Genomic DNA, 22,701 nt, shown 5'->3' with positions numbered 1-22,701 from the left:
CATCTTGTTAAATAATCAAAATTGAAATGAAAATTGGCATTAAACTAAATAATCATCAAAAAAGCAATCTAGCACAAATTATAGCTTTAATATTAACTACAATCATAGTTTTTATAATCACGCTAGGTATCTATAAGCTATTAAACCCTCAGAAAATAGTTAGGGTAATTCCACACCTACATCTTAAAACTAATGAGTCTATGATTTATGAGTTTAGTATTAAAAGGTTCAATAAAGCTGACACCATATTCATCACTCAAAATAAAAACCGTTTTTTTCTCATTGGCTGTTCAAGCTACTCTGAAACCATTTGTAATAAGCAACAAGTAGAAGAACAGAACTATATAATACAAGAATTAGATATTGTAAGAGTGGGAGACAAATTTTTTATCAAAAAAATCAGTTGGATTAATTCTTTAACGAAAGAGAAAACTCTGTACACTTTGAAAAACCAACAACTCATTGACTTTTATAAAGTAAAAAGTGAAACCTCAAAATTATCTATTGCTGTTTTTTTACTTTTCACTTGTGGGGCATTTTTTTTAATAATTTTTGGGCGTATTTATAAAATACTTCTAAGTAAGCTTATCATTAATTAGATCTACTGACATTTTTGTATGCTAGATAGCAATTAAACTTTATCGAAAACCTAAAATTACGATCCTTAATACCATACATGAAATTATATTTATATTAAAATCTAGAATAAGTCTTTTAAATGACAACTTTTTCTTTCTGTAATATCACTTATAGAATCAACTAAGAGCATATTCTTATTTCCATCACCTCTATAAGCTCCAACAACCTCAGCATATACAGGTTTTACCATATCCTTTTCCTTAGATAAAAAGTTTGATACTGCTTTTTCATCACTCCATTCAGCATCTTTTAGTTCATATATATTTCTACTAATATCACAACGCGTTAAAATCACTTTCTTGTTTTTAACATCCAACGTCCCAATAAAAATATCCATCACCTCATTTGATTCAATAGACTCAGCAAAAGCAGCCAAAGGATTCAGCAATATATACACAATTAAAAGTAATATGAGGTAAATTTTTTTCATTGAAACGCTCCTAACGTATGATGTAAGAAAATACGAAAATATATTCGACATCTGGTCTAATCAATTCTATTGATTGAGTTTAGTATATTTATCAGGGATGGCTGTTTTAAGTTTTTATAATAAGGCTCCTTTAATCTCCACTTTTAAGCAGACATTCGCTCTACAAACAACACACCATCCAAATGATCAACCTCATGTTGAACGATCCGCGCAGGAAAACCCTCATAAGTGGTTTCAACCACCTCACCTTGCAAAGTGTAATAACGTACTTTAATCGCTTGTGCTCGCTCCACTACCCCGCGCTGATCAGGAACACTCAAACAACCCTCTTCACCTAAACAAGTCGCTTGAGAAAAGGCTAGAATCTCAGGATTCACCATTACCACCGCATCCATTTCAGGCGCATCTGGATAGCGTATATTTGGACGAGAAGCGACAATAATAATTCGTTTTGAAATATAAACCTGCGGTGCAGCAATCCCAACACCATTACGCTCAAGCATGGTCGCATGCATCGCTGAAGCAAGTTGCATCAACCATTCACTATTAAACTCACCATCCCCAACGGTTGCAGCTTTAAGGGTTAAAATATCCTCACCGCGCTGTGCTACAGCTAAAACCACACTCATAACAATGACCTTATTCTTGATCAAATAGTAAATAACATAGTATTGGATATTTCATGTGGCTTCTATCATTTTCGCGCTAAAATAAAAAAACGCTCCGTATTGATGATACGAAGCGTTTTTTCTAATCTAAGTTGAATTAAAGATTTTTCTTTAATTCATCAGCAACAATTTCAATTTCAAGTTGGCTAAATTTACGAATTTCACCTTCAGCATGTCTCTCTAGCATACCGCCAATCAAAGGCACTTTCACTTTTACAGTCCAAGTCAAAGAGATATTTACTTTCTCACTGTCACCAGTAACACTGCGCTCACCTTTTGCTTCTAAAGGTAAATTTGCACCCAACTCAACTGTTGAGGTTAAATTTTTCAAATGGGTAATATCAGAACGTTTTAAGCGGAATGCATTTTTTAATAATTTTTTCGCAACATCTGGAATATTAACATCAAGATTATATTCACGGCGCAGCGTATAAGTATCACCGTTTATAGCCGATTCAATAATTTCTAAGTTTTCCCCAGGAATACGTTTACACACTGCTTCATGCAATGCCGTATCCGCGACTAATCTTGAAAAGTCTTCAATTGAAACACCATGGATTGTTTCATTTACCGTAAATTGATGTGCCATTTTTAAATTTCCATTTCGTTTTATTTAGGATTTCATCACGGACCGAAGTATATCATTCTCATTTGAATCGCAAAGTCTGAAGCAGCAAAAATTGGTGACTGCTCCGATTAGTTATTTTTATTGAGATTTTCTCGAGTGGCTAATTTTACAGCAATTGATGTCGTACGACTGATCGATAAATAATGATGACCATATTCAATCACAGCATGGAACTGTTCAGCACCATCGTCTAAGCCTGTTGCTGACCATGTCGTACCTTGAGGAAATTCATCTAACCACGTCGCTTTATAAAAATCTGAAACCGAATCAAAACATAAATATGTTTCAGGATCAGCCATTATTTTAGTTGCCATCTGGTCGAATTTTTGCTGTTTAAAAGCATCAAAGCTGATTAACACAAAGGTTCCTATTTTTATTTGCTAGAAGCGGCTCAAGTATGTTATCAACATATTACGGTCTTCAACAAACCCGAATGATCACAACGATAAATTATAAGGAGTAACCATGTCTTATCAAAATATTTTAGTCCCAGTGGACGACTCGCCAATATCTTATGCGGCGGTTGAACATGCACTGTCTTTGGCGAAATTATCGGGTGCAAAAGTTACAGTGCTGAGTGTGGTTGCAGTTGATCCTTATGTGGGCGTGGACTTTTATCAAGTTGCTCCTGCAATCACTGAACATTTCATGCAAGCTGAAGCACATGCAAAAACACAATTACAAGACATTGCCCAATCATTTAGTCAAAATGATATCACTGTCGCCACTAAAATTTATCATGGCTCAGCCAGTGAAGGCATTCTTTTTGTTGCCGATGAAATTGGGGCAGATTTGATTATTATGGGTTCGCATGGTCGTACTGGGGTAAAACGTTTATTGCTCGGTAGTGTGGCTCGTACTGTTCTAACAGAATCACATATTCCGGTTCTGATCATAAAACAATAACGTCATATTTTTAAATCAAAAACCTTGTGCTAAATCACAAGGTTTTTTTATTGGATTAAATCTATTCTCGAAAAGTCTCCCAGCTTTCAAAAGCATGCTGCTTATATACCTTTAATTCAGAAAACTGAGGAATAATTGCCTCGCTTTGTGTGGGTCTTAAAAACACAAAATCATCTACTTGAATATCACAATCTTTCGGGACATTAACCAGCTCTTGGTTACTACTACGTCCATACAAAGCATGTGGATGTGATTGTTTTGGATAGACATAATTTGCTAGCCAATACCCTCCATATATAAATAATGCTTTCGATTTATGTGGCAGTTTATCGAGTAAAGACATAGAAGGAAGCTGAGTAAAAGGCAACACTTTTAATATTGGCGCAGCAATCCATAACGCAGGTTGCAAAGCTTTTAAAAAATCACTGTCAAAATCGCTTGGTTTTAATAACATAGAGCCGAAAGATAAGTCGTTGCAATCACTTTCAGTAGTATGAAAACTAAAAGTTGGACTACCACCACCATTAAAACAAAGTCCATCATTCCATAGCGTTGGGAACTGTTTTTGAATGAGATTTTGATAATTGGCATAAGTCTGTTGTGATTCCAAATAAGCCTGCTCTGGTTTTTTAATCAGTGCAGGTATTTTGGTGACATGTGCGTCGTAGCCCATTAAACCTGATAGCTTTAAATGCTGTGGATATTGCTGAATCAGTTTCAATATTTCAGCCAGTTGCTGGGTGGACTGCACTCCACCACGATGTAAGCCAACATCAATTTCAATATTCACGTTTAAGCAAATTGAATATACCTGAGCAATTTCCAAATACTGCTGTAGGCGTTGTTTGGTATCAATTAGCCACTGAACCTTTGCATCTGACCATTCGGAATGCTTTTCATAAAAACAACGTGCAGCTTGAGCTGGCATGGGCTTGCCTAATAAAATATCAGCTTCTGCAAAGTTCTCTAAGATTGAAATAATATGTGGTTGATGAAACACCATAAACCGTTGCGTATTGATCTGTTCAGACAACATTTTTAATAAATCTAGACAGGCAAGCGATTTCACCACCAAACGTGCTTTCAAGTGTTGAGCATGTGACAAACGCACTTGTACATGTTGGATATTTTGTTTTAAAGCAGCCGCATCCACGATGAGTTGTGGTGTCACAACCCCCTGTTTTTTTAGATCGAAATTGAGTTGTTTAAAATAATGATCCAACATTTTTTATCCTTTATCTAATAATTAGAGATATGCCGACCCCACGGAGTCTTATCTTATTCTCATCCTATTTCAGGATAAGCCTTCGGCTCGACCTACTTTTCTTTCGGGAAAAGTAGGCAAAACCTGAGCTGCGTTTGAAGCAGCGTAAGATCTACAAAACTCGATGGCTACCACCTAATATCAGAACAATCGCAGAAACTTTATGTAATTGATTTAGTCCTGCCTCAAACAGTTGCAGATGACGATTTCGAGTATCAAAACAAGGAGAAAAGTTTGATATCAAAACGGACCCAAAAACAACTTTTCCAAATATGGGTTTAAAAACTTGGCTTGCGGATCAAGTCGCTGACGTACGGCCATAAAATCATCCCACTTTGGATATAAAGCACGAAGCTGCGTGGTGGTTATATTATGCATTTTCCCCCAATGTGGACGACCCTTATATTTCTGCAAAATCGGTTCAACCACATCAAAAATCAAACGCGGATCTTGTTTGTGATATTGATGAACCGAGATCGAAATCGAGTCTTGCTGATAAAAAGGACTCAACCAAATATCATCACCTTTGACAAAGCGAAATTCGAGTGGGAAAAAAGTTGAGACTTTATAATTTCTTAAGGTATGTAAAACCTCATCTAGACATTCGATGCCTTGCTCAACAGGAATCTGATATTCCATTTCATTGAATTTGGTATTTCGCGGCGTTGGAAATATCCTACTCGACCAATCCACGTAAGTTGTTGGTTTAACCAGTACCCCTAAAAGCTTCTGCAAATAGGGATTGATTGGTGGGAAAAATCGGGTGAGCTCAGAGCACATGGTCAGCAAAGTATCATCCGATGGGAAGTTTTCTTTACGTGGCAATATCTTCTCATCAGTTTCATCTAAGGTTTTTAACATCACCTGTTTTTCATAGGAAAATACAAAACACTCAATGTGCCGATGCTGATGCTTCCATTGCTGAATATGATGCATCATATCTTCGAGGCGGCAAAGTTCGATATGCTCTTTCAGCTTATAGCGTGGACGATTTTGCATGGTGATCTTGGTCAAAACCCCTAAACTGCCTAAGGAAACACGTCCTGCGGCAAAAATTTCAGGATGTTCGCTTCGACTACATTTTAGGATTTCCCCTGAAGCCGTCAGCAACTCAAAGGCTTCGACATACGCTGAAATACAATGCAAATCTGCGCCTGTTCCATGTGTACCTGTTGAAACTGCACCTGCCAGACTTTGCTGATCGATATCGCCCTGATTCATCAAGGCTTGATTGATCGGGTGTAAGTGTTGATCTAAATTGTATAATCGCGTTCCTGCATAGATGGTACTTTGACAGCGGTCAATATCTGAAGACTCCACACCCGCTATACGATCTAAAGACAATAACAAAGCATCTGTACAGACCAACGGCGTAAATGAATGCCCTGCACCAACTACCCGTATTTTGGGATAGTCTTGCACAATTCGCTGTAACTCTAAAATATTGGTTGGTTGTAAGATCTGCGTAGGATAGGCCTTTTGAAAACCTGACCAATTCGACCAAGTTGCCTGACTAAATTCATTCATACTGCCTCTCCTTGGCCTACGGCAGTTTTTAAGTTACCGTGATTGGTTCGCTTTACGAGTTCTTGTTCTGGAATCGGCTTTGGCCGCGTCGTTTGATCATAACCTTGATCATCGTTACGTTTATGTTTCCCCTGTAATAATTGTTCTGCTAAATGTTTGAATTTGCTTTGACAAGCGGCAAGTGTCCATTGCCCAAATAAGGTATGCCCACCTTCATAAGCTTGTTCTTGGTATTCTTCATAAGTGGTGACATACCCCATATAATCATTGCAATAAGAACTTAACCAAACTCGATCTATATCAGACTGATCAGCCAAAACTTGTTTTACAGTATGAATAACGCGCTGTCCTGCAATCGTCGTAAACTCACCCGGACAGCACACAAGTGCTAACTGACCTAATCGAATGATTTGTAATGGCACAACACTCGGCACTAAAGGACTTTGCTGTATTGCCCCTACTTTGATTTGTCTATTCATTTCTGCAATCAAGGGATCAAGCATACTCGGCGGAAAGCCAATCGGCTGCCCTAAAATCTTTTTTGCGCCTGCTTCTAGAAAAATCAGCTTTGGTCCTTGTGAGGCATATAGTTGTTGATAGGCAGTAAAATCAGACGCTAAAGGATGCTTGGTTTTTTGTTTACGATATTGATTGGCTAAAAACTGCATCGCTTTGATTAAAGGCTTTGGCGCACCGAGTCCATCGACAGGCGTTCCTGCAAAAAAAGCAACGCCATGACATGGTTGACTGGTTTTGGCACCGACGTGCCCAGCAGCAAACTCAGGAGGAATCTCAATATTGCTTAAATCCACATAAGACAATACTGCATCAATTTCTCCCTTAATCTGTTGCAAAGGATGCTGAAATGCCATTAAAGCCAATTCACTTTGATAACGTCCATTTTGCTGTGCATATTGGTACTCTTGTTCGCCTTTAATTTTGTTGCGAATCTTGAGTTGGTTTTTGCCATGAAAATGTGGAGACACATCGCCTGCGGTTGCTTGCGCAAAAATCGTGACAGGATTTTGAATCCCTTGATCAATCAAAGCCTGCTCTGAAAATGCAGCGGCATAGCCCTTATTATCGCCATCATGTGCTTTTAAATTATTTCCAAGACAAGTTGCATGCACCCCAAACAAAGAAATAAAGGATTGTAATTTTTGCGCTCGATAAAAACCGATCAGTTGCATTTCACGATTCATCGCCAAATGTGTTTCAGTTTCTGAATAATGGATGACATCAGGATTACGGTTATAAGCCTTGATTGAACGATTCCATGCCACAGGTATGTTTTCTGCAAAATTCTGTGTGGTGAGGAAAATCTCAGTCTCTTGTTCTTGCTCTATGGCGGTCAGAATACTCAGAATAATCGCATCGACAATCGCGCTTAAATGTTCGGGCACAAAACCCGGTGTTGGCATGTTATACAAGGCTTCATGTGCACAGCCACCCGGCCCTGAATGGGTATGGGTTGCGGTCAAGACCAATTGATTTTCATTAAACGCTGAACCAAAGCTTTGCTGAAGTCTCGTCACCGTTTGATTACGCATGGCATGGGTAATACAGCCTAAATCGACACAGCAAAAAATAAGCCGATTTTGCTGCTGATCGACGATGCTAAAACTACGCACATATAAAGCCGTTCGCTTTTCATAAGCACGATGTGACCATTGGCCATAACCGAACATGGCGTAGCCTTTGGGTTTTATTTGAATTTCCTGCTTATCCCAACCAACCTGATACATTGGTACATTCCCTTATTAAATTCTTTTTCTAACTATCTGTTATAAAGCATGTTTAAAGTTAAACAAAATTATGCGATAGCCAAAAGCGTTAAGGGAATTTATTTTTTTATAAAAAGGGATTTTGGTCTAAAAAAATGTATTTTTTGTCAAATGTTCAACAGATTATCATTCAAGCACAAACAAGCTTAGGGCTCACTAGCATCCCAAGCTTGCTTTAAATAACCGAAAAATAGAAATTTAACTTGCAGCTTGATAAAACGGAACATCACCATTAATGGTGGCGCGATGCATAATCCGATGCGCATCACCATAATCAAATAAAGCCTTATGCTGCGTGCAACGATTATCCCAAATTGCCACGTCACCCGCCTGCCACTGCCAACGTAAATGGAACTGCTCACTGGTCGCATGCGCAAATAGATACTGTAACAACTCAGCACTTTCGGCTTTATCTAATTCATTAATACGCGTGGTAAAACCTTCACTCACGAATAAAATCGGCTGACCTGTGACAGGATGGGTTCTCACCACTGGATGAATGACAGGAGGATTACGTTTAAAGGTTTGTTCCAGTTTTTGACGCTCAACCTCATTGTGTGCAAAACGTTCAATCGGGAAAGACTGACGAATATCATGGGTAGCCGTTAAGCCTTGCAACTTTTGCTGTAAGTCTTGATCCAGTGCAGCAAATGCAGCGACTCCACTTGACCACAGTGTATCGCCACCCACAGGTGGAATCTTGATGGCTTGTAAGACGCAACCTAATGGCGGATTTTGGCTAAACGTGACATCAGTATGCCATAACTCATTGTCACGTAAGTCTTGTTTCCAGCTATCCAATACAATGATTTCAGGTACATTTTCCACCGTTGGAAAAATCGGATGAATATGCAAAGAACCAAAACCACGTGCCAAATCAGCTTGGGCTTGCGGTGCTAACTGCTGATGACGGAAGAAAATCACATGATGATCAAGCAACGCCTGTTGAATGTGTTGGGTCGTCTTTGCATCAACCATATTTAGATCTACATCGTGAATAATTGCACCAATGCTTGGTTTAATGATTTCAATATTTAACGTCATTTTTACATCCACACTTATAACTGTTGACCATACCAAGGCGAGAGTTGCTGTTGTAACCAACGCAAAAACAATTCAAAACTGACGGCGACAATGGCAATCACAATGATGCCGAGTACCACAGTATCGGTGATCAGGAATTGCGCCGCTGACTGCACCATAAAACCAATACCACGATCTGCTGCCACCAACTCCGATGCTACTAAGGTTGACCAGCCCACACCTAGACCAATACGGATTCCTGTCAAAATATGCGGTAAAGCCGTTGGTAAAATCACATGCCAAAACACTTGTGACTGGCTCGCGCCTAAAGATAAAGCAGCACGCTCACGATTAAGTTGATGGCTCAACACGCCATGGGTACTGCTGATAATCACGGGTGCAAGGATCGAAAAGAAAATCAAAAGCACTTTGGTGGTTTCACCAATGCCGAACCAGATCACCAATAAAGGTAAATAGGCCAAAGGTGGAATCGGACGCAATAACTCAACCAACGGATCAAGCAGCGCACGCACCCATTTGTTCAATCCCATCCACAAACCGACAGGCACACCAATGGCAATCGCCGCGACTAAAGCCAGCAAGACCCGTGAAATACTTGCCGCCAAATGCTGCCACAATGTTGCTTGCATAAAGCCTTGTTGACTGACTTCAAGGAACTTCTGCCATACCGCTTGCGGACTCGGTAAAAATAGGCTTGGGACAATGTTTAATGCAGTGATCAGATACCAAATCGCTAATACACTCAAAACACTCGACAAACTAAGAATCAAATTACGGCGGCGAGCTACAAACCCTCCTAATGCATTCAGAACGAAACTTGATTGCTTTGGCTCGGATGGATGCAGCTCAGCCGTCTTCGTAACTTCATAGACGATATTTTTTGCTTGACCCGTCATACAGTCACCTCATTTACTGCTTGTTTCTGTACACGTAACCGTTCAAACAATTGCTCACGTAATTGAATAAATTTTGAATCAGATTTAATCGCACGAATGGATTCGCCCCGTTTATAGCGATCAGCAAAATCTAATTTTAAAGTTTCCACGATCTTGCCGGGACGAGCTGTCATCAACACCAGTTGATTGCTCAGTAACAAGGCTTCTTCAATATCATGTGTGATCAGAAAGAAGGATTTATTTTGTTCAATCCATAAATCCAAAACCAACTGCTGCATGGTTTCACGAGTAAATGCATCTAATGCTGCAAAAGGTTCATCCAACAAGATAAAAGCTGCATGGCTAATCAAAGCACGTGCAATACCAACACGTTGCTTCATGCCCCCTGACAGTTCCCAAATATTAGCTTTGGCAACATGGCTCAAACCAACAACTTTCAGGATCGTATCAACTTGCTGTTGAATTTCATGTGCTTTTAAGCCTTTGAGCTGCAAAGCAAAACCAATATTTTCAGAGACATTTAACCAAGGCAGCAAAGCGTGATCCTGAAACACCACAGCGCGGCGTGCATCAGGTGCAGTAAGCACTTCATCATCCAGTTTAATCTGCCCCGAACTTGGCTTTTGAAAACCTGCCAAAATATTCAACAATGTTGTTTTACCACAGCCGGACTCACCCAAAATAACAGTCAAAGTCCCTTCTTCAATCTTGAGATGAATGTCGTGAAGTACAGGCATCGTCTGCTTTGGAAAAGTTAAATGAAGATGCTCGGCAGCTAATACGCTCATTTCGATCTCCTATGGCTGTAAGAACTGAGTCGTGACAGTGGCTTTATAGTCAGGTTTGACTTGATCCACTTTGCCCTGACTTTTTAAAAAAGTTGCTGTATCAAAAATATTCTTGGCGAACTCACCCGCTAACGTCGCTTGTTGTTGCTTACCAGCCAGATATATATTTCCAGATAGGAGCAATGGAATATCTTTGCTATCCGACCCCGTCAGTTGCGCAATTTTCTGAATATTGTCCGTATTTTGTTCAAAGGCTTTGGGATCTTGGTTATAGGCTTCGATCTGCTTCAAGCTGGTTTTTACGAAGGCTTTGAGGAATTCAGGATTTTTATCAGCAAAATCTTTGCGCACTACCCAAAGATCATAGGTTGGTGCACCCCACTCGCCGACTTGTTTCGAATCCGTAAGCACCTGCCCGCTAGCTTTGATTTTGCTTAATGCAGGTTCCCAAACATAAGCTGCATCGATATCACCACGTTCCCAAGCCGCAGTAATTTCAGGTGGACGTAAATTAATAATCTTGACTTGGTTATCCGCAATATCCCAATGCTCTAAGGCAGACAATAGGCTGTAATGTGTAGTCGAAACGAATGGCACAGCAATGGTTTTACCGACCAAATCTTGTGGTGTTTTAATTCCAGATTTATGACTCACCACCAAAGCCTCAGAACCACCTAATTTTGAAGTCACTAAAAATACTTCGATGGGTAAATCACGACTGGCAGCGGCAGCGAATGGACTTGAACCAATATTGCCGATCACCACATCACCTGATGCTAGTGCATTGACTACATCTGAGCCCGCATCAAATTTACGCCATTGAATGGATTGCTGACTATCACGCTCATAATCACCATTGGCCTGTGCTACTTTGGTTGGATCAATACCCGTCTGATAAGCAATCACCACCGATTTGTTATTTTTTGATTGTACTGATGTAGCATCTTTTTGATTTTGATAAATAATAAAAACAACTATCGCCACAAGGACGATTGTTGTAACAATAAGTGGCTTGCGGTTTTTGAGGCCCATAATGAGATGATCTTTCAATAATAAGGACTTATGGTATGCGTCATGTTTTATGATTAAAAATAAGAAAAAATGCGTTGTTTATTCTTTTGAGGTATATAAAACATTCATTCTTCTTATAGATTTCCCCTAAGCCCCTTTTGTTTCTCTTGATGGAAGAAATACAAAGAGGCTAAGCAATGATGCAAAGGGTCTATCAAAACCGTGCAAATATTTATGGCATTTTCATTTTTTTGAATAAATACACATGCAAAATATACAAGACGAATAAAACTGACTCACCTATAATTCGCTGTTATTAAAGTGCATAGACGATATCGTTTATGTGAAAAAATCAACAGCGTTCTGAGAAAAATCATGCAACAAGCTGACGCACCAAACCAAGCTCCAACGATTCCATTTTGGCAAGCCTTTTTATTTTGGCTAAAGTTAGGTTTTATTAGCTTTGGTGGTCCAGCTGGTCAAATTGCCGTGATGCACCAAGAATTAGTCGAACGCAGACGCTGGATTTCTGAAAAAAGATTTTTACATGCATTGAATTACTGTATGTTGCTTCCTGGTCCAGAGGCGCAACAATTAGCCACCTATATTGGTTGGTTAATGCATCGCACTATCGGTGGTTTGGTTGCTGGCATTTTGTTTTTTCTACCCTCATTATTTATTCTGATCATACTCTCATGGATCTATATCCAATTCGGTGACGTTCCGATTATTGCAGGACTTTTTTACGGCATAAAACCCGCTGTCACAGCGATTGTGTTTCATGCAACCTATAGAATTGGCAGTCGTTCATTAAAGAATCCTTGCTTATGGAGCATTGCAGTAGCCGCATTTATCGCGATATTTTTCTTTAATATTCCCTTTCCACTTATCATCCTCAGTGCAGCAATACTTGGCTATTTAATCAGCAAAAAATACCCACTATTGTTTACTCAGCAGAATGCCCACGCAAATACTTCAAAGCGTTATGGTACAGCAGTGATTGATGATGATACACCGCCGCCTAGTCATGCTATTTTCCGCTGGGGAAATCTGCTCAAGATTTTAAGTATTGCAGGATTATTATGGTGCATCCCTATTTTAATGCTGTCTTTAACGCTGGGATGGCAACATACTTATACCCAAATGGCATGGTTCTTCACTAAGGCTGCCTTACTCACCTTTGGTGGCGCTTATGCAGTTTTGCCATATGTGTATCAAGGTGCCGTTGAATATTATGGTTGGCTTAGCCCAACGCAAATGATTGATGGGCTCGCATTAGGTGAAAGTACCCCCGGGCCGCTGATTATGGTGGTGGCTTTTGTCGGTTTCCTTGGCGCTTTCAATTCTGCTTTATTGGGAACTGAACATTTATTTCTCGCAGGCGCAATTGGCGCTGTGATCGTGACTTGGTTTACCTTTCTCTTTTCTTTTGTATTTATTTTGGCGGGTGCACCTGTCATCGAATCTACCCATAACCAGCTTAAATTTACAGCTCCACTTACTGCGATCACTGCAGCAGTGGTTGGGGTAATTTTAAATCTCGCACTGTTCTTTGGCTACCATGTACTGTGGCCTAATGGTTTTGATCAGGGATTTAATTTTGAAGCTGCACTGATGACTCTTGCCGCTTTAATTGCATTATTTAAATTCCAGATCAATGTGCTGTATGTGATCTTTGCTTCGGCATTATGTGGTTTGCTTTTATATCTCATATAAGATTGAAAATAGCGATTCGCGTTGTCCACTTATTAACGCGAATCGCTTCAAGATTAAATATAATGAATCTCGACAGATGCATGTACAATTTCTTCATGAATGGCCAATCCCGCTTTAATTCGATCTGGCGTTAAATCCATGGCTCCTGTTTCTAATCCGAGAATACAAGAAAACTTGCCCTTACCTACTTTCCACACATGTAAATCAGTAATTTCAACCTGAGGAAACTGTTCAATTACGTCCTGTATTTCTTGAACGAGCGGATGCGCCATCTCTGCATCTAGCAATGTTTTTCCTGTTTCGCGCATTAATCCCCATGACCATTTTGCAACCAATATTGCGCCTAGAATACCAAGTACCGCATCCAGAAAATTCCATCCAAAATATTTTGCAGCAAACAAAGCAATGATCGCCAATACAGAGGTGACAGCATCAGCAACCACGTGCAAAAAAGCAGCTTTCTGATTTAAATCATGGTGATGTTCATGATGATGGTGCTGGTGATCATGGCCATGATGGTGATGTCCATCCTCATGCAGTAACCAAGCACAAATCAGATTCACAGCTAAGCCCACAATCGCAATCGGAATTGCTTGATTAAAATGAATCGTGACGGGATTAATCAATCTTTCAATCGAGTGAACACCCATTAACACAGCCACGACCATCAATAAAATCGCACTGCTATAACCTGCCAGTACCTCGATTTTCCACGTTCCAAAACTAAACCGCGGATCATGGGCATAATGGCGCGCCATACGATAAGCAAAATAGGCCAACCCCAAAGCCAACATATGTGAACTCATATGCCAGCCATCTGCCAGCAAAGCCATGGAGTTAAAAATCCAACCACCTAGAATTTCTAATATCATCATGACCGCAGTCAATAGCGTGGCAATTAAAATTCTTTTTTGAGCTAAAGGATTTCCCTGATCAAATTGATGAGAATGACGACGTTTCAAGTTACTATGCTGCATATTGTTTAACTTTAAAATATACTCCCTACCAGTATATTATTTTTTTGGAGAAAAATAATGGCACATCTACAGCAGGACAAAAAAATTTTAAATCGAGTAAAAAGACTGCAAGGTCAGCTTAATGCTGTTGAGAAATCGTTGACCCATCCCGATCAGTCGTGCATGGATGTATTGCAACAAGTTGCTGCAATTAGAGGTGCTGTCAATGGACTCATGAATCAATTGATTGAACAACATTTAAAAGAACACGTTTTAAAAGACACTAATCAGGTGAATGACGAAGAAATTCAGAAGTTTCTAAGCTTATTGCAACGCTATTTATAAATACCACATCACATCTGTGAGTTGCTCTATTTCTGCTTTGTCATGGCTGACATACAGCATCGGGATTTTAATATCCTGTATCACCTTTTGAAAAAAAGGAATAATCTCAGCTTTGTGAGCAGCATCTAAGGCAGATAATGGCTCATCCAAGAGCAATAGTTGCGGTGAATAAAGCAATGCTCGGCCCAAGGCCACACGCTGTTTCTCTCCTCCTGAAAGTTTAATTGGCATCCGATCAATCAAATGACCTAATTTGAGTAACTCTACAATGTAGTCCACCTCAAACTGTCGCTGCTGTGGCTGAATATGCTTAAATCCAAACAATAAATTTTGCATCACATTTTTATGTGGAAACAGTTGTGCATCCTGAAAAACTAATCCGACACGGCGTTGTTGCGTGCTTAAATTAATTTTTTGGCAGTGATCAAACCATGTCTGATTCTGAACCTTGATCCAGCCAGATTGGGGAGTAATTATGCCAGCAATACTATGTAAAATTGTGGTTTTTCCTGAACCTGACGCGCCAAATAAACCAATAACTGTATGATCCGACTGGAAATGCTGATCAAGACTAAATTGACCTTGTTGTAAACGAATATGACAATCGATCATCACGCATACCCACGCTTATTTTTCTGATAGCGATTGAACCACTGCGCAAACCATAAGGCAAAAAAGGCAACGGTCAGTGACAAAATAATCAAGCGCCAAACGGCGGCTTCAGTATCAGGTTGCTGCATGAGACTATACATCGCTAAAGGTAAGGTTCGCGTTTCACTGGCAATGTTACCAACAAAGGTTATGGTCGCACCGAACTCACCTAAACTTCGACAGAAACATAAAATACTACCCACTAGAATACCACTACTGGCCAATGGCAAAGTCACCTGCATAAATGCACCAAATGAAGAAGCACCCAAACTCTTTGCCGCAATTTCTAAACGCTGATCGACCAGTTCAATTGCAAGTCGTATCGATTGTACCAATAACGGAAACCCCATCACTGCCGATGCAAGCACCGCTCCTTTCCAGTTAAATGCAAACTCTATCCCGAATGGTGCGAGATACTGCCCTAAAAATCCATTGTTTCCAAAAACTTGCAATAGTAAATAACCGGGCACCACTGGTGGCAACACCAACGGTAAAAACACCAGCGTCTCTAATAGTGATTTTCCCCAAAACTCTTTTCGCGCCAATATCCAAGCAATCAAGGTGGCAGGAATTAAACTAAAAATGAGACAAGTTGCTGCCACTTTACATGACAGCTTCAGGACTTCGATCTCTTCAGGTGTAAGCATCATTGCGGCAGTACACTAAAGCCATATTTTTTAAATATAGAAGTTGCTTCTCGGCTTTGCAGAAACTGATAGAACTTTACGGATTCTGTATTGTTCTTAAGTAATCCAACAGGATAAATAATCGGTGTATGGGTATTTTCAGGAAATACGGCGGCGATCTGCACATTCTTTGTCACCGCGGCATCTGTGGCATAAACAATTCCCGCGTGGCATTCACCACGTGCCACGAAATTTAAAGCTGCGCGTACATCTTCCGTTGCAACGAGACGGGGCTCTATGCTCCCCCACCAGCCCAACGATGTTAGCGCTTGCTTTGCATATCGTCCAACAGGCACACTTTTGGTATCTCCTGTGCAAACCCGACCTCGAATCACACTCAGAGGATCAAAGCTATTTTGCATTTTAATCTTGATTGGACGATCTTTTGGACTAATCAGGACTAAACGATTGCTGAGTAAGTTGATCCGATGATGAGCCGTGACTCGTTTTTTATTTTGTAAATAATTCATCCAATCTACATCAGCGGAAATAAAAAGGTCCGCTGGTGCTCCTGCTTCGATCTGTTTGGCCAAGGTTGCCGAACCTGCATAAGAGGTTTTTATTTTGACTTTATTTTCGTGTTGATAATGCTGAGTTAATTCATTGATTGCATCCGTCAGACTTGCAGCTGCATAGACCGTTACTGTATTGCTCGCCAATACATTTGCGCTTAACGATAAATTTCCTGCAAACAATATTGTTGCAAAGCATGCTGCTTTAATCTTCATAGGCGTTCTATCTACCTTCCTCGGATTCGCTATGTTTCCATAAACATAACGCCTAATAAAGATACACGAAAAACCACAATTAGCCAGTTTTGTTCACTGGTAAATGTCGCTAAAAATAACGATAAGTGAGAAATCTAGCCTTTTACCGCTAGATTTTGCTTCGGCAACAATTTACAACCACAAGACAGAGGATCATTGACTCGTGCAGCTATTTTACCCATTACCAGCATATTTGGATCGCCTGCAATAATCGTTGAAACAGTTTGATGCTTAGGGCAAGTCGCTTTATCTCCTACACAAGCAATCGGAATACCCTCAATCAAGAAGCTACTATTTCCAGAAATAACCTTCCCACCACCAGTTGTTGGACAACCAATCACAATATAGGGTGTTGCCATAATCACATCCCTCGCATCTTTAATGCTAAAAAACTAAAGTACTTCAAACTCAATTCGACGATTTTTACGGCGGCCATCAGCGGTTGCATTGTCTGCGATCGGTTGGCTTGAGCCCTTACCTTCGGTACTTAAACGATCAGTCGCAATATTCTTAGCGACTAAATAATCTTGTACAGCAACAGCACGCTCCTTACTCAGAATTGTATTTTTATTGGCATCACCCGAGCTATCGGTATGCCCAATGATTCGGACTTGCTTACCACCGACCTTATTTAAAGCAACGGCCATTTCATCCAAAATACGTTTACCTGCATCAGTTAAAATCGCACTGCCTGATTCAAATTCAATAATGCGATCTTTTAAAGCATCATCAATGACCTTTTGCTCAGCCAGATTTACAGAAAGCTGAGCATTGAACCGATAGGGCTGTTGCACTAAAGACTGGAAATTTGATGCTGTAGGTTGAATCTCATTTGGATTTGTCATTTTCCCAGTCAGTTCAATCTGAGTCCCTTGTACTCGTAGTTGTCCCTGCTTCACTTTCTTGAGATCTGGTGTAATGACACGTGTCACCGAATCGCTCCAACCGCTTGGCGCTGAAACAGGACGAACCTGAATCTTGTCTACCACTTGATCTGCACCATAAACCGACTGCATTTTAACCAAAATCGCCTGTTTGCTTGCCTCATTAGGAACAACGCCTTCAACCACTATCGGTGCTGCGATGGCTATAGGACTCAGTGCTAAACTCAATAAACCGACAACACAGCTACCCAATATAAATTTCGTATTATTTGTCATATTTATTCATCTAAAAAAGTTTGTCGAAATAACTTTAAACCTTGATTAAGGCTTAACTGACGTTGACACAATGATTGCTCTAAAGTGGCAAGACCTGCATTCTGCTCAAGATAAGCATCAATCCACTCGGCTTGGATCAAAGATACCCAATGATCACTCTGCATATTCTGGGTAAACAGATCACTTAGCGCCATGATATCGGCCCCTTGAAAACCGATGAATAAAATAGGGTCTTCCCGATGCAAGATACCAATCAATATTTCTGTATTACTTTTTTCTAAAAAGCGCCCAATCATTCCCACCCAAAAGGCAGCAATTTCATAGCTATACATATGATTATTGATTGGCAAAATCAGTACTTTATTCAGACGACTGGTGCCATTTTTTAAGATTGGCTGGAGCAAAAGCCCCAAGCCGATCATACTTTGTACCAGTTGATAGACATTGATTTTCATCAATTGAGCAAATGAATGCAATGTATGATTTTCATAAAAACTATTGCATTCTGATGCGGTGAAAACCTGAACTAAATTGGGTAAATTGTTGAGCTTATCCAACATCACATCCGTATCGCGGATACTGCGTAATACTCGATTTCGTTGAAATAAATCCACCAATACCGACTTATAAAAATAAGGTGCAAGCAACAGATTTTGATAAGGCTGTTCAATCTCTAATAATTGACTCAATACCATCGGGAATGCTCGTCCTGAGCTATCTTGGCTGGCAATCAAGTTTGCGACCAAGAACATTGATTCCGAAGGATTTGCAATAAAGAAATCTAAAGCAGGCAAAGTCTCGTAGCGCTGCTTAAACTCAGGTGCTTGCATTGCATGCTCAAGTGCTTCAGTGATCCACTGATCAAGCACTTGAATCAACGCATATTGGCCTTTAGATTTAATGAAATCCCCACGAGCAGGTGTTTTTCCATAATACAATGGCGTAGTTTTTACCGCTTGCATACGCCCCCCTCATGGTACTGCTTGATCATCCTAATCATTACGGTGTTGCTCCTTGAGATGGCGAAACAGTAGAGGGTTGTGATGCAGCAGCGTTGGTTGGTGTGGTTTGAGCAGCGACAACGCGAACTGCTTTCTCGGTTACCACTTTATCCACAAGTTTTAAATCTGCATAACCACGACTTGATCCGACGTTGCCTGAACTATTGCCGCTGATTAATCTAAAGTTTACTTTCAACGCCAATGCTGGATTTGCCTTGCTCTTCCAGAGCATCTCAAAACTACCGTTCTGCTCTTTACGTTGTGCACTATCAATCAAGCGATTAATCCCGTACTCACCAGGTTCATCAAAAATAGTATGAGTTTGTCCTTCTAGATCAATCGCAGTAATGCGAGCACCTGGAATCGCGCCTTTATTTGGCCAAACAAAATTCACCCATTGTTGAATACCGTTTTCATAGACCATACGTTGCCCATCAATATCAATGGTATAAGACAAGAATTGTGGGTTCTGTAATGGATAAAACTGGAAGTTAGATTGATTCGATGCTGGCGCAGCCGCCGGCTGATCCAAACTGCCCGTCGCCATACCATTCACTGGTGCGACATATTGTTGGAAAGCCATCACAAATTGTGGATTCAGGCTGATGCCTAAATCTTTCCAAGTTTTAGAAGTCAGCACATAACCACGACGAATCACAAATGGATCTAAAGCCTCTTTCACAAAACGAGAAATACTACCTGTTTCACCAAAGATCTGACCAATTTCATTACTGGTTGCTTGAAGTGTCACACTAGAATTAAATGGATACTTCTGACTGAGATTGGTTTGGAATGGTTGATACGCTTGTATACCCCAAAGTTTATTTAACTCATCCTGAGTTGGCAGGATCAAACTTGAAAATGCCTGCGTCAACGGACTCATCAATAATTTCTGCGCCACTTGCTGATCAGCTTCCTTCATACCCACCATCATTTTCTCATCAACATATTTCTGAGTAATGTTAAAGACAGAAGTTTGATCAGTAATGGTCTGTTTCACCAATGCCATTGCACTTGGTCCAATCTCACCTGCTGTTTTGAGGTCATTGAACTTACTACGCACTTGCGCGAGATTGTTCATGTACTCATCAAATAATGATTTGTCTTGTAGATCATCACGTTTACGCACCAATTGATAGAACATTTGGTACTCTTGCGAAATTGCACCCTGTGCTTTATTCATGGCTTGAACAGTGCGCTGATCATCCGAATTCCTCAAAACTTTACGTTTAAACCACGCAATAAAGCCTTTTTCAGGAATCGCCAATTCTGCTTGTACAATCGGATTATCCCAATTGGTTTCGATAGCTATGCGTTGTAATAACACACGGATTGGTGAGTTTTGTGGTTCACCTAGAACATCTATATTTTTGACTTGTTGGCTAAACTGATCCGCTTTTGCATAATAAATACCATTCAGGAATTTTTTCCATTCCGCAACATATTCTTGTTTATACAAAGCCACCAACTGTTTACGAATCTGTTCTGGGCTACCAGAGAAAGTAAGATCATCGGATTGACGACTGTTCAACACCCAATCTTTGCTGTCTGTTGGTTTGTTTGCGGCATCATCGATAGCGGTTTCCACATATTCATCCCAAGCTTTCTGTGTGAAAACACCTGGCAATGCATAACTACCTAACACGATACCTCGATTTTGCTCGCCAACAATTTGACCAACGGTTACCGCAGGGAAACGCACTGCAGCACGCATTTTAATTTCATTATAAACACGATCGCGTGCTGGCATACCTTGAACGACAGACAACAGTACTTGACGCGTTTGATCAACAACTTGCGCGTCAGTTTCCAAGATAGGGAAACCACTTTGATTGGCTAAGGTCATCGCATAGGAAAGAATCTTTTCCGCATCTTGAATCATCTCGCCACGTGGCATTTGGCCTCGATTGCTATCTAGCCAAGAACGCCAGAAACGAGAGACTTGATCACTCAAGTGACTGCTATCCATATACTCAGGATTGCTCATCATCAGATAAGCTTTAAGCGCATTGTAAGCATCTTGTGGATTACTATCAGACGGCTCTAAATACTGTTGAGTTTTAGCGACTTGTTTAATTTCGACATTGACATGATTTTCTTTCAACGTTGTTTCATTGTTTTTAACACGTTGTAAATATTGGGCAATATTTTGCTGGGTCGGTGTCAATACGATCTGCTTGATGCCTTTCAAGTATTCAGTTTTTAGGCTTTCACGCAATTGATTGCCTTGATATAAGCCAAAACTAAACTTGAGCGGGCGATTGTTATCGAACTCATCCAGTTGTTGTAGACGCTCTTGTAATATTAATAAGGCTTCAAGTTGAGTTGATAGCTGTCCTCCAGAGGACTTTTCTAGATGCACAACTTTGTCTAGATCTGCCTGTACATCATTAATCAACTGTTGATTATTACGATATGACCAGACCCATACTCCCAATATCAGTGACACGCCCACCAACGCACCAATAAAGGCGATATAGCGTTGACGTTTTTTAGCGGGGTTAATATGTTGTTTAACTAAATCCTTATCTCGCAAAATGACATTTGAGAATAATCCCTGTAAAAAATAACCATGATTCGGCGCGACAGATGGGGTGATGCCTTCTTGGGTACTATTTGGGATATGCTGAAGCTGAAACTCTTGTGCAATATTCTCAGTCATCGGGCTTTCAATCACGCCCTCTTGCAAAGCACTGGTAAAATAGAAACCACGGAATACTGGTTGGAACTGATAGGGATTATCTTCAAATAACGTCCCAATAAAGCTCTTAAGTGCAGGCTTTAATGTTTTAAATTCCAGTGGGAATGTCATGACACTTGGTGAGATGTTTTGCGAATGACGACGACTGAGATGTGTCGTACTTACGCTTTTCAAACCGTCATAAAGTAAGGTGTAATGTTTATCAAATAATTCGACAGCATTTTGTGAAGAGTTTTGCTCATAAGGCAAAGTCGCCCCCCAAGCTTGATTGTATTCTTGCGATTCATAACAATCAAAAAATTCAGTAAATCCAGCAATCAAATCCATTTTAGAGAAAATCAAATAGACTGGAACCACAACTTCTAATTTTTCGGTTAAATCTTGAATACGAGCGCGTAAGTTCTTGGCCAATTTCAATGAACTTTCAGGACTCTGACTGACTAACTCAGCGATACTCACAATCACAATCAAGCCATTTACAGGGGCTTTTGAGCGATTTTTCTTTAAAATATTGAGGAAGCCTAACCATTCAGAATGATCTTCTGAATACACCGAATAACGCCCTGCGGTATCCAGTAAAATTCCCTCTGTAGAGAAAAACCAATCACAATTACGTGTCCCACTTAGACCAGCAGAGACCATTCTTTGATGTGTTTCTTCAAAAGGAAACTTTAATCCTGAGTTATAAATTGCTGAACTCTTTCCAGCAGCTGGATTACCAATCACCATATACCACGGCAATTCATATAACGCAGCATTACCTTTTTTATCGCCTAATTTTGATTTACGAATCAACTGAATCGATTCTTTCATCTGCTGATGGATTAACTGTAATTCAGCCTTGTCTTTTTGTTGACCGTGTTCAGCACTACTTTCTTGCTCAATCGCATTGGCTAACTCTTCACCCTGCGCGGCGTGGCGTTTTCTTTGGATCAACCAATAAATGCCATAGACGATTAAACCCAGTACATACGTCGCAGCCAAAGCCAAAAAAATATGACGTGGAATAACCGAATAGGAAGAAACAAGTGCCACAAATAAAGACAAGGCAATAATTGCTTTAGGATTGGTGATGTACTGCCACAGATAACCTAAAATGATGTACATTGAGTTCTCGAATTCTTAAAAAGTTA

The 22,701-nt window shown here is 40.1% G+C and carries 23 protein-coding genes; 4 read left to right on the top strand and 19 right to left on the bottom strand.

Annotation, left to right across the window (positions count from 1 at the left end; genetic code table 11):
- Window positions 1-26: 26 nt before the first annotated feature.
- Window positions 27-599 carry a hypothetical protein gene (locus tag EXE30_RS02530; protein ID WP_130161061.1) on the top strand — a complete coding sequence of 191 codons (573 nt, stop codon included), beginning with the start codon at window positions 27-29 and terminating at the stop codon, window positions 597-599.
- A 101-nt stretch (window positions 600-700) separates the two neighbouring features.
- On the opposite strand, the gene EXE30_RS02525 is transcribed toward EXE30_RS02530, so the two are convergent.
- From EXE30_RS02525 to EXE30_RS02510, 4 genes are all read right to left on the bottom strand, one after another.
- On the bottom strand, window positions 701-1,069 hold the full coding sequence (locus EXE30_RS02525; RefSeq protein ID WP_130161060.1) for a hypothetical protein: 369 nt from the start codon (window positions 1,067-1,069) through the stop codon (window positions 701-703).
- A 143-nt stretch (window positions 1,070-1,212) separates the two neighbouring features.
- Window positions 1,213-1,698, bottom strand: coding sequence for a peptide deformylase (gene def, locus EXE30_RS02520; protein WP_130161059.1), 486 nt, complete (start codon window positions 1,696-1,698; stop codon window positions 1,213-1,215).
- Between the two features lie 136 nt (window positions 1,699-1,834).
- Window positions 1,835-2,326, bottom strand: coding sequence for a DUF2505 domain-containing protein (locus tag EXE30_RS02515; protein WP_130161058.1), 492 nt, complete (start codon window positions 2,324-2,326; stop codon window positions 1,835-1,837).
- A gap of 107 nt (window positions 2,327-2,433) precedes the next feature.
- Complete coding sequence (locus tag EXE30_RS02510; protein ID WP_130161057.1) at window positions 2,434-2,724, bottom strand: hypothetical protein; 291 nt, start codon at window positions 2,722-2,724, stop codon at window positions 2,434-2,436.
- Window positions 2,725-2,830: 106 nt separating this feature from the next.
- On the opposite strand from EXE30_RS02510, the gene EXE30_RS02505 reads away from it, so the two are divergent.
- Entirely contained in the window at window positions 2,831-3,271 is a 441-nt protein-coding gene (locus tag EXE30_RS02505) for a universal stress protein (RefSeq protein WP_130161056.1), read from the top strand.
- 61 nt (window positions 3,272-3,332) lie between these two features.
- Here the strand turns inward: EXE30_RS02505 and EXE30_RS02500 are convergent, their stop codons facing one another.
- The 7 genes from EXE30_RS02500 to tauA all read right to left on the bottom strand — a co-directional run bounded on the left by EXE30_RS02500 (window position 3,333) and on the right by tauA (window position 11,624).
- The gene (locus tag EXE30_RS02500; RefSeq protein ID WP_130161055.1) at window positions 3,333-4,496 is read right to left on the bottom strand and encodes an alanine racemase; all 1,164 of its coding nucleotides are present in this window, start codon (window positions 4,494-4,496) and stop codon (window positions 3,333-3,335) included.
- A 279-nt stretch (window positions 4,497-4,775) separates the two neighbouring features.
- On the bottom strand, window positions 4,776-6,062 hold the full coding sequence (locus EXE30_RS02495; RefSeq protein ID WP_130161054.1) for a D-arabinono-1,4-lactone oxidase: 1,287 nt from the start codon (window positions 6,060-6,062) through the stop codon (window positions 4,776-4,778).
- Window positions 6,059-7,807, bottom strand: a complete 1,749-nt coding sequence (locus tag EXE30_RS02490; RefSeq protein ID WP_130161053.1) for a neutral/alkaline non-lysosomal ceramidase N-terminal domain-containing protein — start codon at window positions 7,805-7,807, stop codon at window positions 6,059-6,061. The genes EXE30_RS02495 and EXE30_RS02490 overlap by 4 nt, the downstream gene beginning before the upstream one ends.
- A gap of 237 nt (window positions 7,808-8,044) precedes the next feature.
- Complete coding sequence (gene tauD, locus EXE30_RS02485; RefSeq protein ID WP_130161052.1) at window positions 8,045-8,890, bottom strand: taurine dioxygenase; 846 nt, start codon at window positions 8,888-8,890, stop codon at window positions 8,045-8,047.
- 14 nt (window positions 8,891-8,904) lie between these two features.
- Window positions 8,905-9,786, bottom strand: coding sequence for a taurine ABC transporter permease TauC (tauC, locus tag EXE30_RS02480; RefSeq protein WP_130161051.1), 882 nt, complete (start codon window positions 9,784-9,786; stop codon window positions 8,905-8,907).
- A complete protein-coding gene (locus tag EXE30_RS02475) occupies window positions 9,783-10,574 on the bottom strand; it encodes a taurine ABC transporter ATP-binding protein (RefSeq protein ID WP_130161050.1) in 792 nt (263 codons plus the stop codon). Before EXE30_RS02475 ends, tauC begins: the two co-directional genes overlap by 4 nt.
- Before the next feature lie 9 nt (window positions 10,575-10,583).
- Window positions 10,584-11,624, bottom strand: coding sequence for a taurine ABC transporter substrate-binding protein (gene tauA / locus EXE30_RS02470; RefSeq protein ID WP_171457314.1), 1,041 nt, complete (start codon window positions 11,622-11,624; stop codon window positions 10,584-10,586).
- A gap of 336 nt (window positions 11,625-11,960) precedes the next feature.
- On the opposite strand from tauA, the gene chrA reads away from it, so the two are divergent.
- Complete coding sequence (chrA, locus tag EXE30_RS02465) at window positions 11,961-13,301, top strand: chromate efflux transporter (RefSeq protein WP_130161048.1); 1,341 nt, start codon at window positions 11,961-11,963, stop codon at window positions 13,299-13,301.
- Window positions 13,302-13,354: 53 nt separating this feature from the next.
- Here chrA and dmeF read toward each other — a convergent pair whose 3' ends face one another.
- Window positions 13,355-14,278, bottom strand: coding sequence for a CDF family Co(II)/Ni(II) efflux transporter DmeF (dmeF, locus tag EXE30_RS02460; RefSeq protein WP_130161047.1), 924 nt, complete (start codon window positions 14,276-14,278; stop codon window positions 13,355-13,357).
- A gap of 57 nt (window positions 14,279-14,335) precedes the next feature.
- Between dmeF and EXE30_RS02455 the strand changes: the two genes are divergently transcribed.
- Window positions 14,336-14,602: a metal/formaldehyde-sensitive transcriptional repressor gene (locus tag EXE30_RS02455; protein WP_130161046.1), complete on the top strand. Its 267-nt coding sequence runs from the start codon at window positions 14,336-14,338 to the stop codon at window positions 14,600-14,602.
- On the opposite strand, the gene EXE30_RS02450 is transcribed toward EXE30_RS02455, so the two are convergent.
- The 7 genes from EXE30_RS02450 to tssM all read right to left on the bottom strand — a co-directional run bounded on the left by EXE30_RS02450 (window position 14,597) and on the right by tssM (window position 22,675).
- Window positions 14,597-15,217 (bottom strand): ATP-binding cassette domain-containing protein, encoded by a 621-nt coding sequence (locus EXE30_RS02450; RefSeq protein ID WP_171457313.1) that lies wholly within the window; start codon window positions 15,215-15,217, stop codon window positions 14,597-14,599. The genes EXE30_RS02455 and EXE30_RS02450 overlap by 6 nt on opposite strands.
- Window positions 15,214-15,903, bottom strand: a complete 690-nt coding sequence (gene modB, locus EXE30_RS02445; RefSeq protein ID WP_004668992.1) for a molybdate ABC transporter permease subunit — start codon at window positions 15,901-15,903, stop codon at window positions 15,214-15,216. The genes EXE30_RS02450 and modB overlap by 4 nt, the downstream gene beginning before the upstream one ends.
- Entirely contained in the window at window positions 15,900-16,667 is a 768-nt protein-coding gene (gene modA / locus EXE30_RS02440; RefSeq protein ID WP_130161044.1) for a molybdate ABC transporter substrate-binding protein, read from the bottom strand. Before modA ends, modB begins: the two co-directional genes overlap by 4 nt.
- Before the next feature lie 134 nt (window positions 16,668-16,801).
- The gene (locus tag EXE30_RS02435) at window positions 16,802-17,065 is read right to left on the bottom strand and encodes a PAAR domain-containing protein (RefSeq protein WP_130161043.1); all 264 of its coding nucleotides are present in this window, start codon (window positions 17,063-17,065) and stop codon (window positions 16,802-16,804) included.
- 33 nt (window positions 17,066-17,098) lie between these two features.
- Window positions 17,099-17,866 (bottom strand): OmpA family protein, encoded by a 768-nt coding sequence (locus tag EXE30_RS02430; RefSeq protein ID WP_130161042.1) that lies wholly within the window; start codon window positions 17,864-17,866, stop codon window positions 17,099-17,101.
- A 2-nt stretch (window positions 17,867-17,868) separates the two neighbouring features.
- Window positions 17,869-18,828, bottom strand: coding sequence for a type VI secretion system-associated protein TagF (gene tagF, locus EXE30_RS02425; protein WP_130161041.1), 960 nt, complete (start codon window positions 18,826-18,828; stop codon window positions 17,869-17,871).
- A 37-nt stretch (window positions 18,829-18,865) separates the two neighbouring features.
- Window positions 18,866-22,675, bottom strand: a complete 3,810-nt coding sequence (tssM, locus tag EXE30_RS02420) for a type VI secretion system membrane subunit TssM (RefSeq protein WP_130161040.1) — start codon at window positions 22,673-22,675, stop codon at window positions 18,866-18,868.
- Window positions 22,676-22,701: the final 26 nt, after the last annotated feature.

Origin of the sequence: Acinetobacter halotolerans, assembly GCF_004208515.1 — a bacterium.
Lineage (GTDB): Bacteria > Pseudomonadota > Gammaproteobacteria > Pseudomonadales > Moraxellaceae > Acinetobacter > Acinetobacter halotolerans.
Note: the sequence above shows the minus strand (reverse complement) of the source record. Positions and strands in the feature narration are given on the sequence as shown.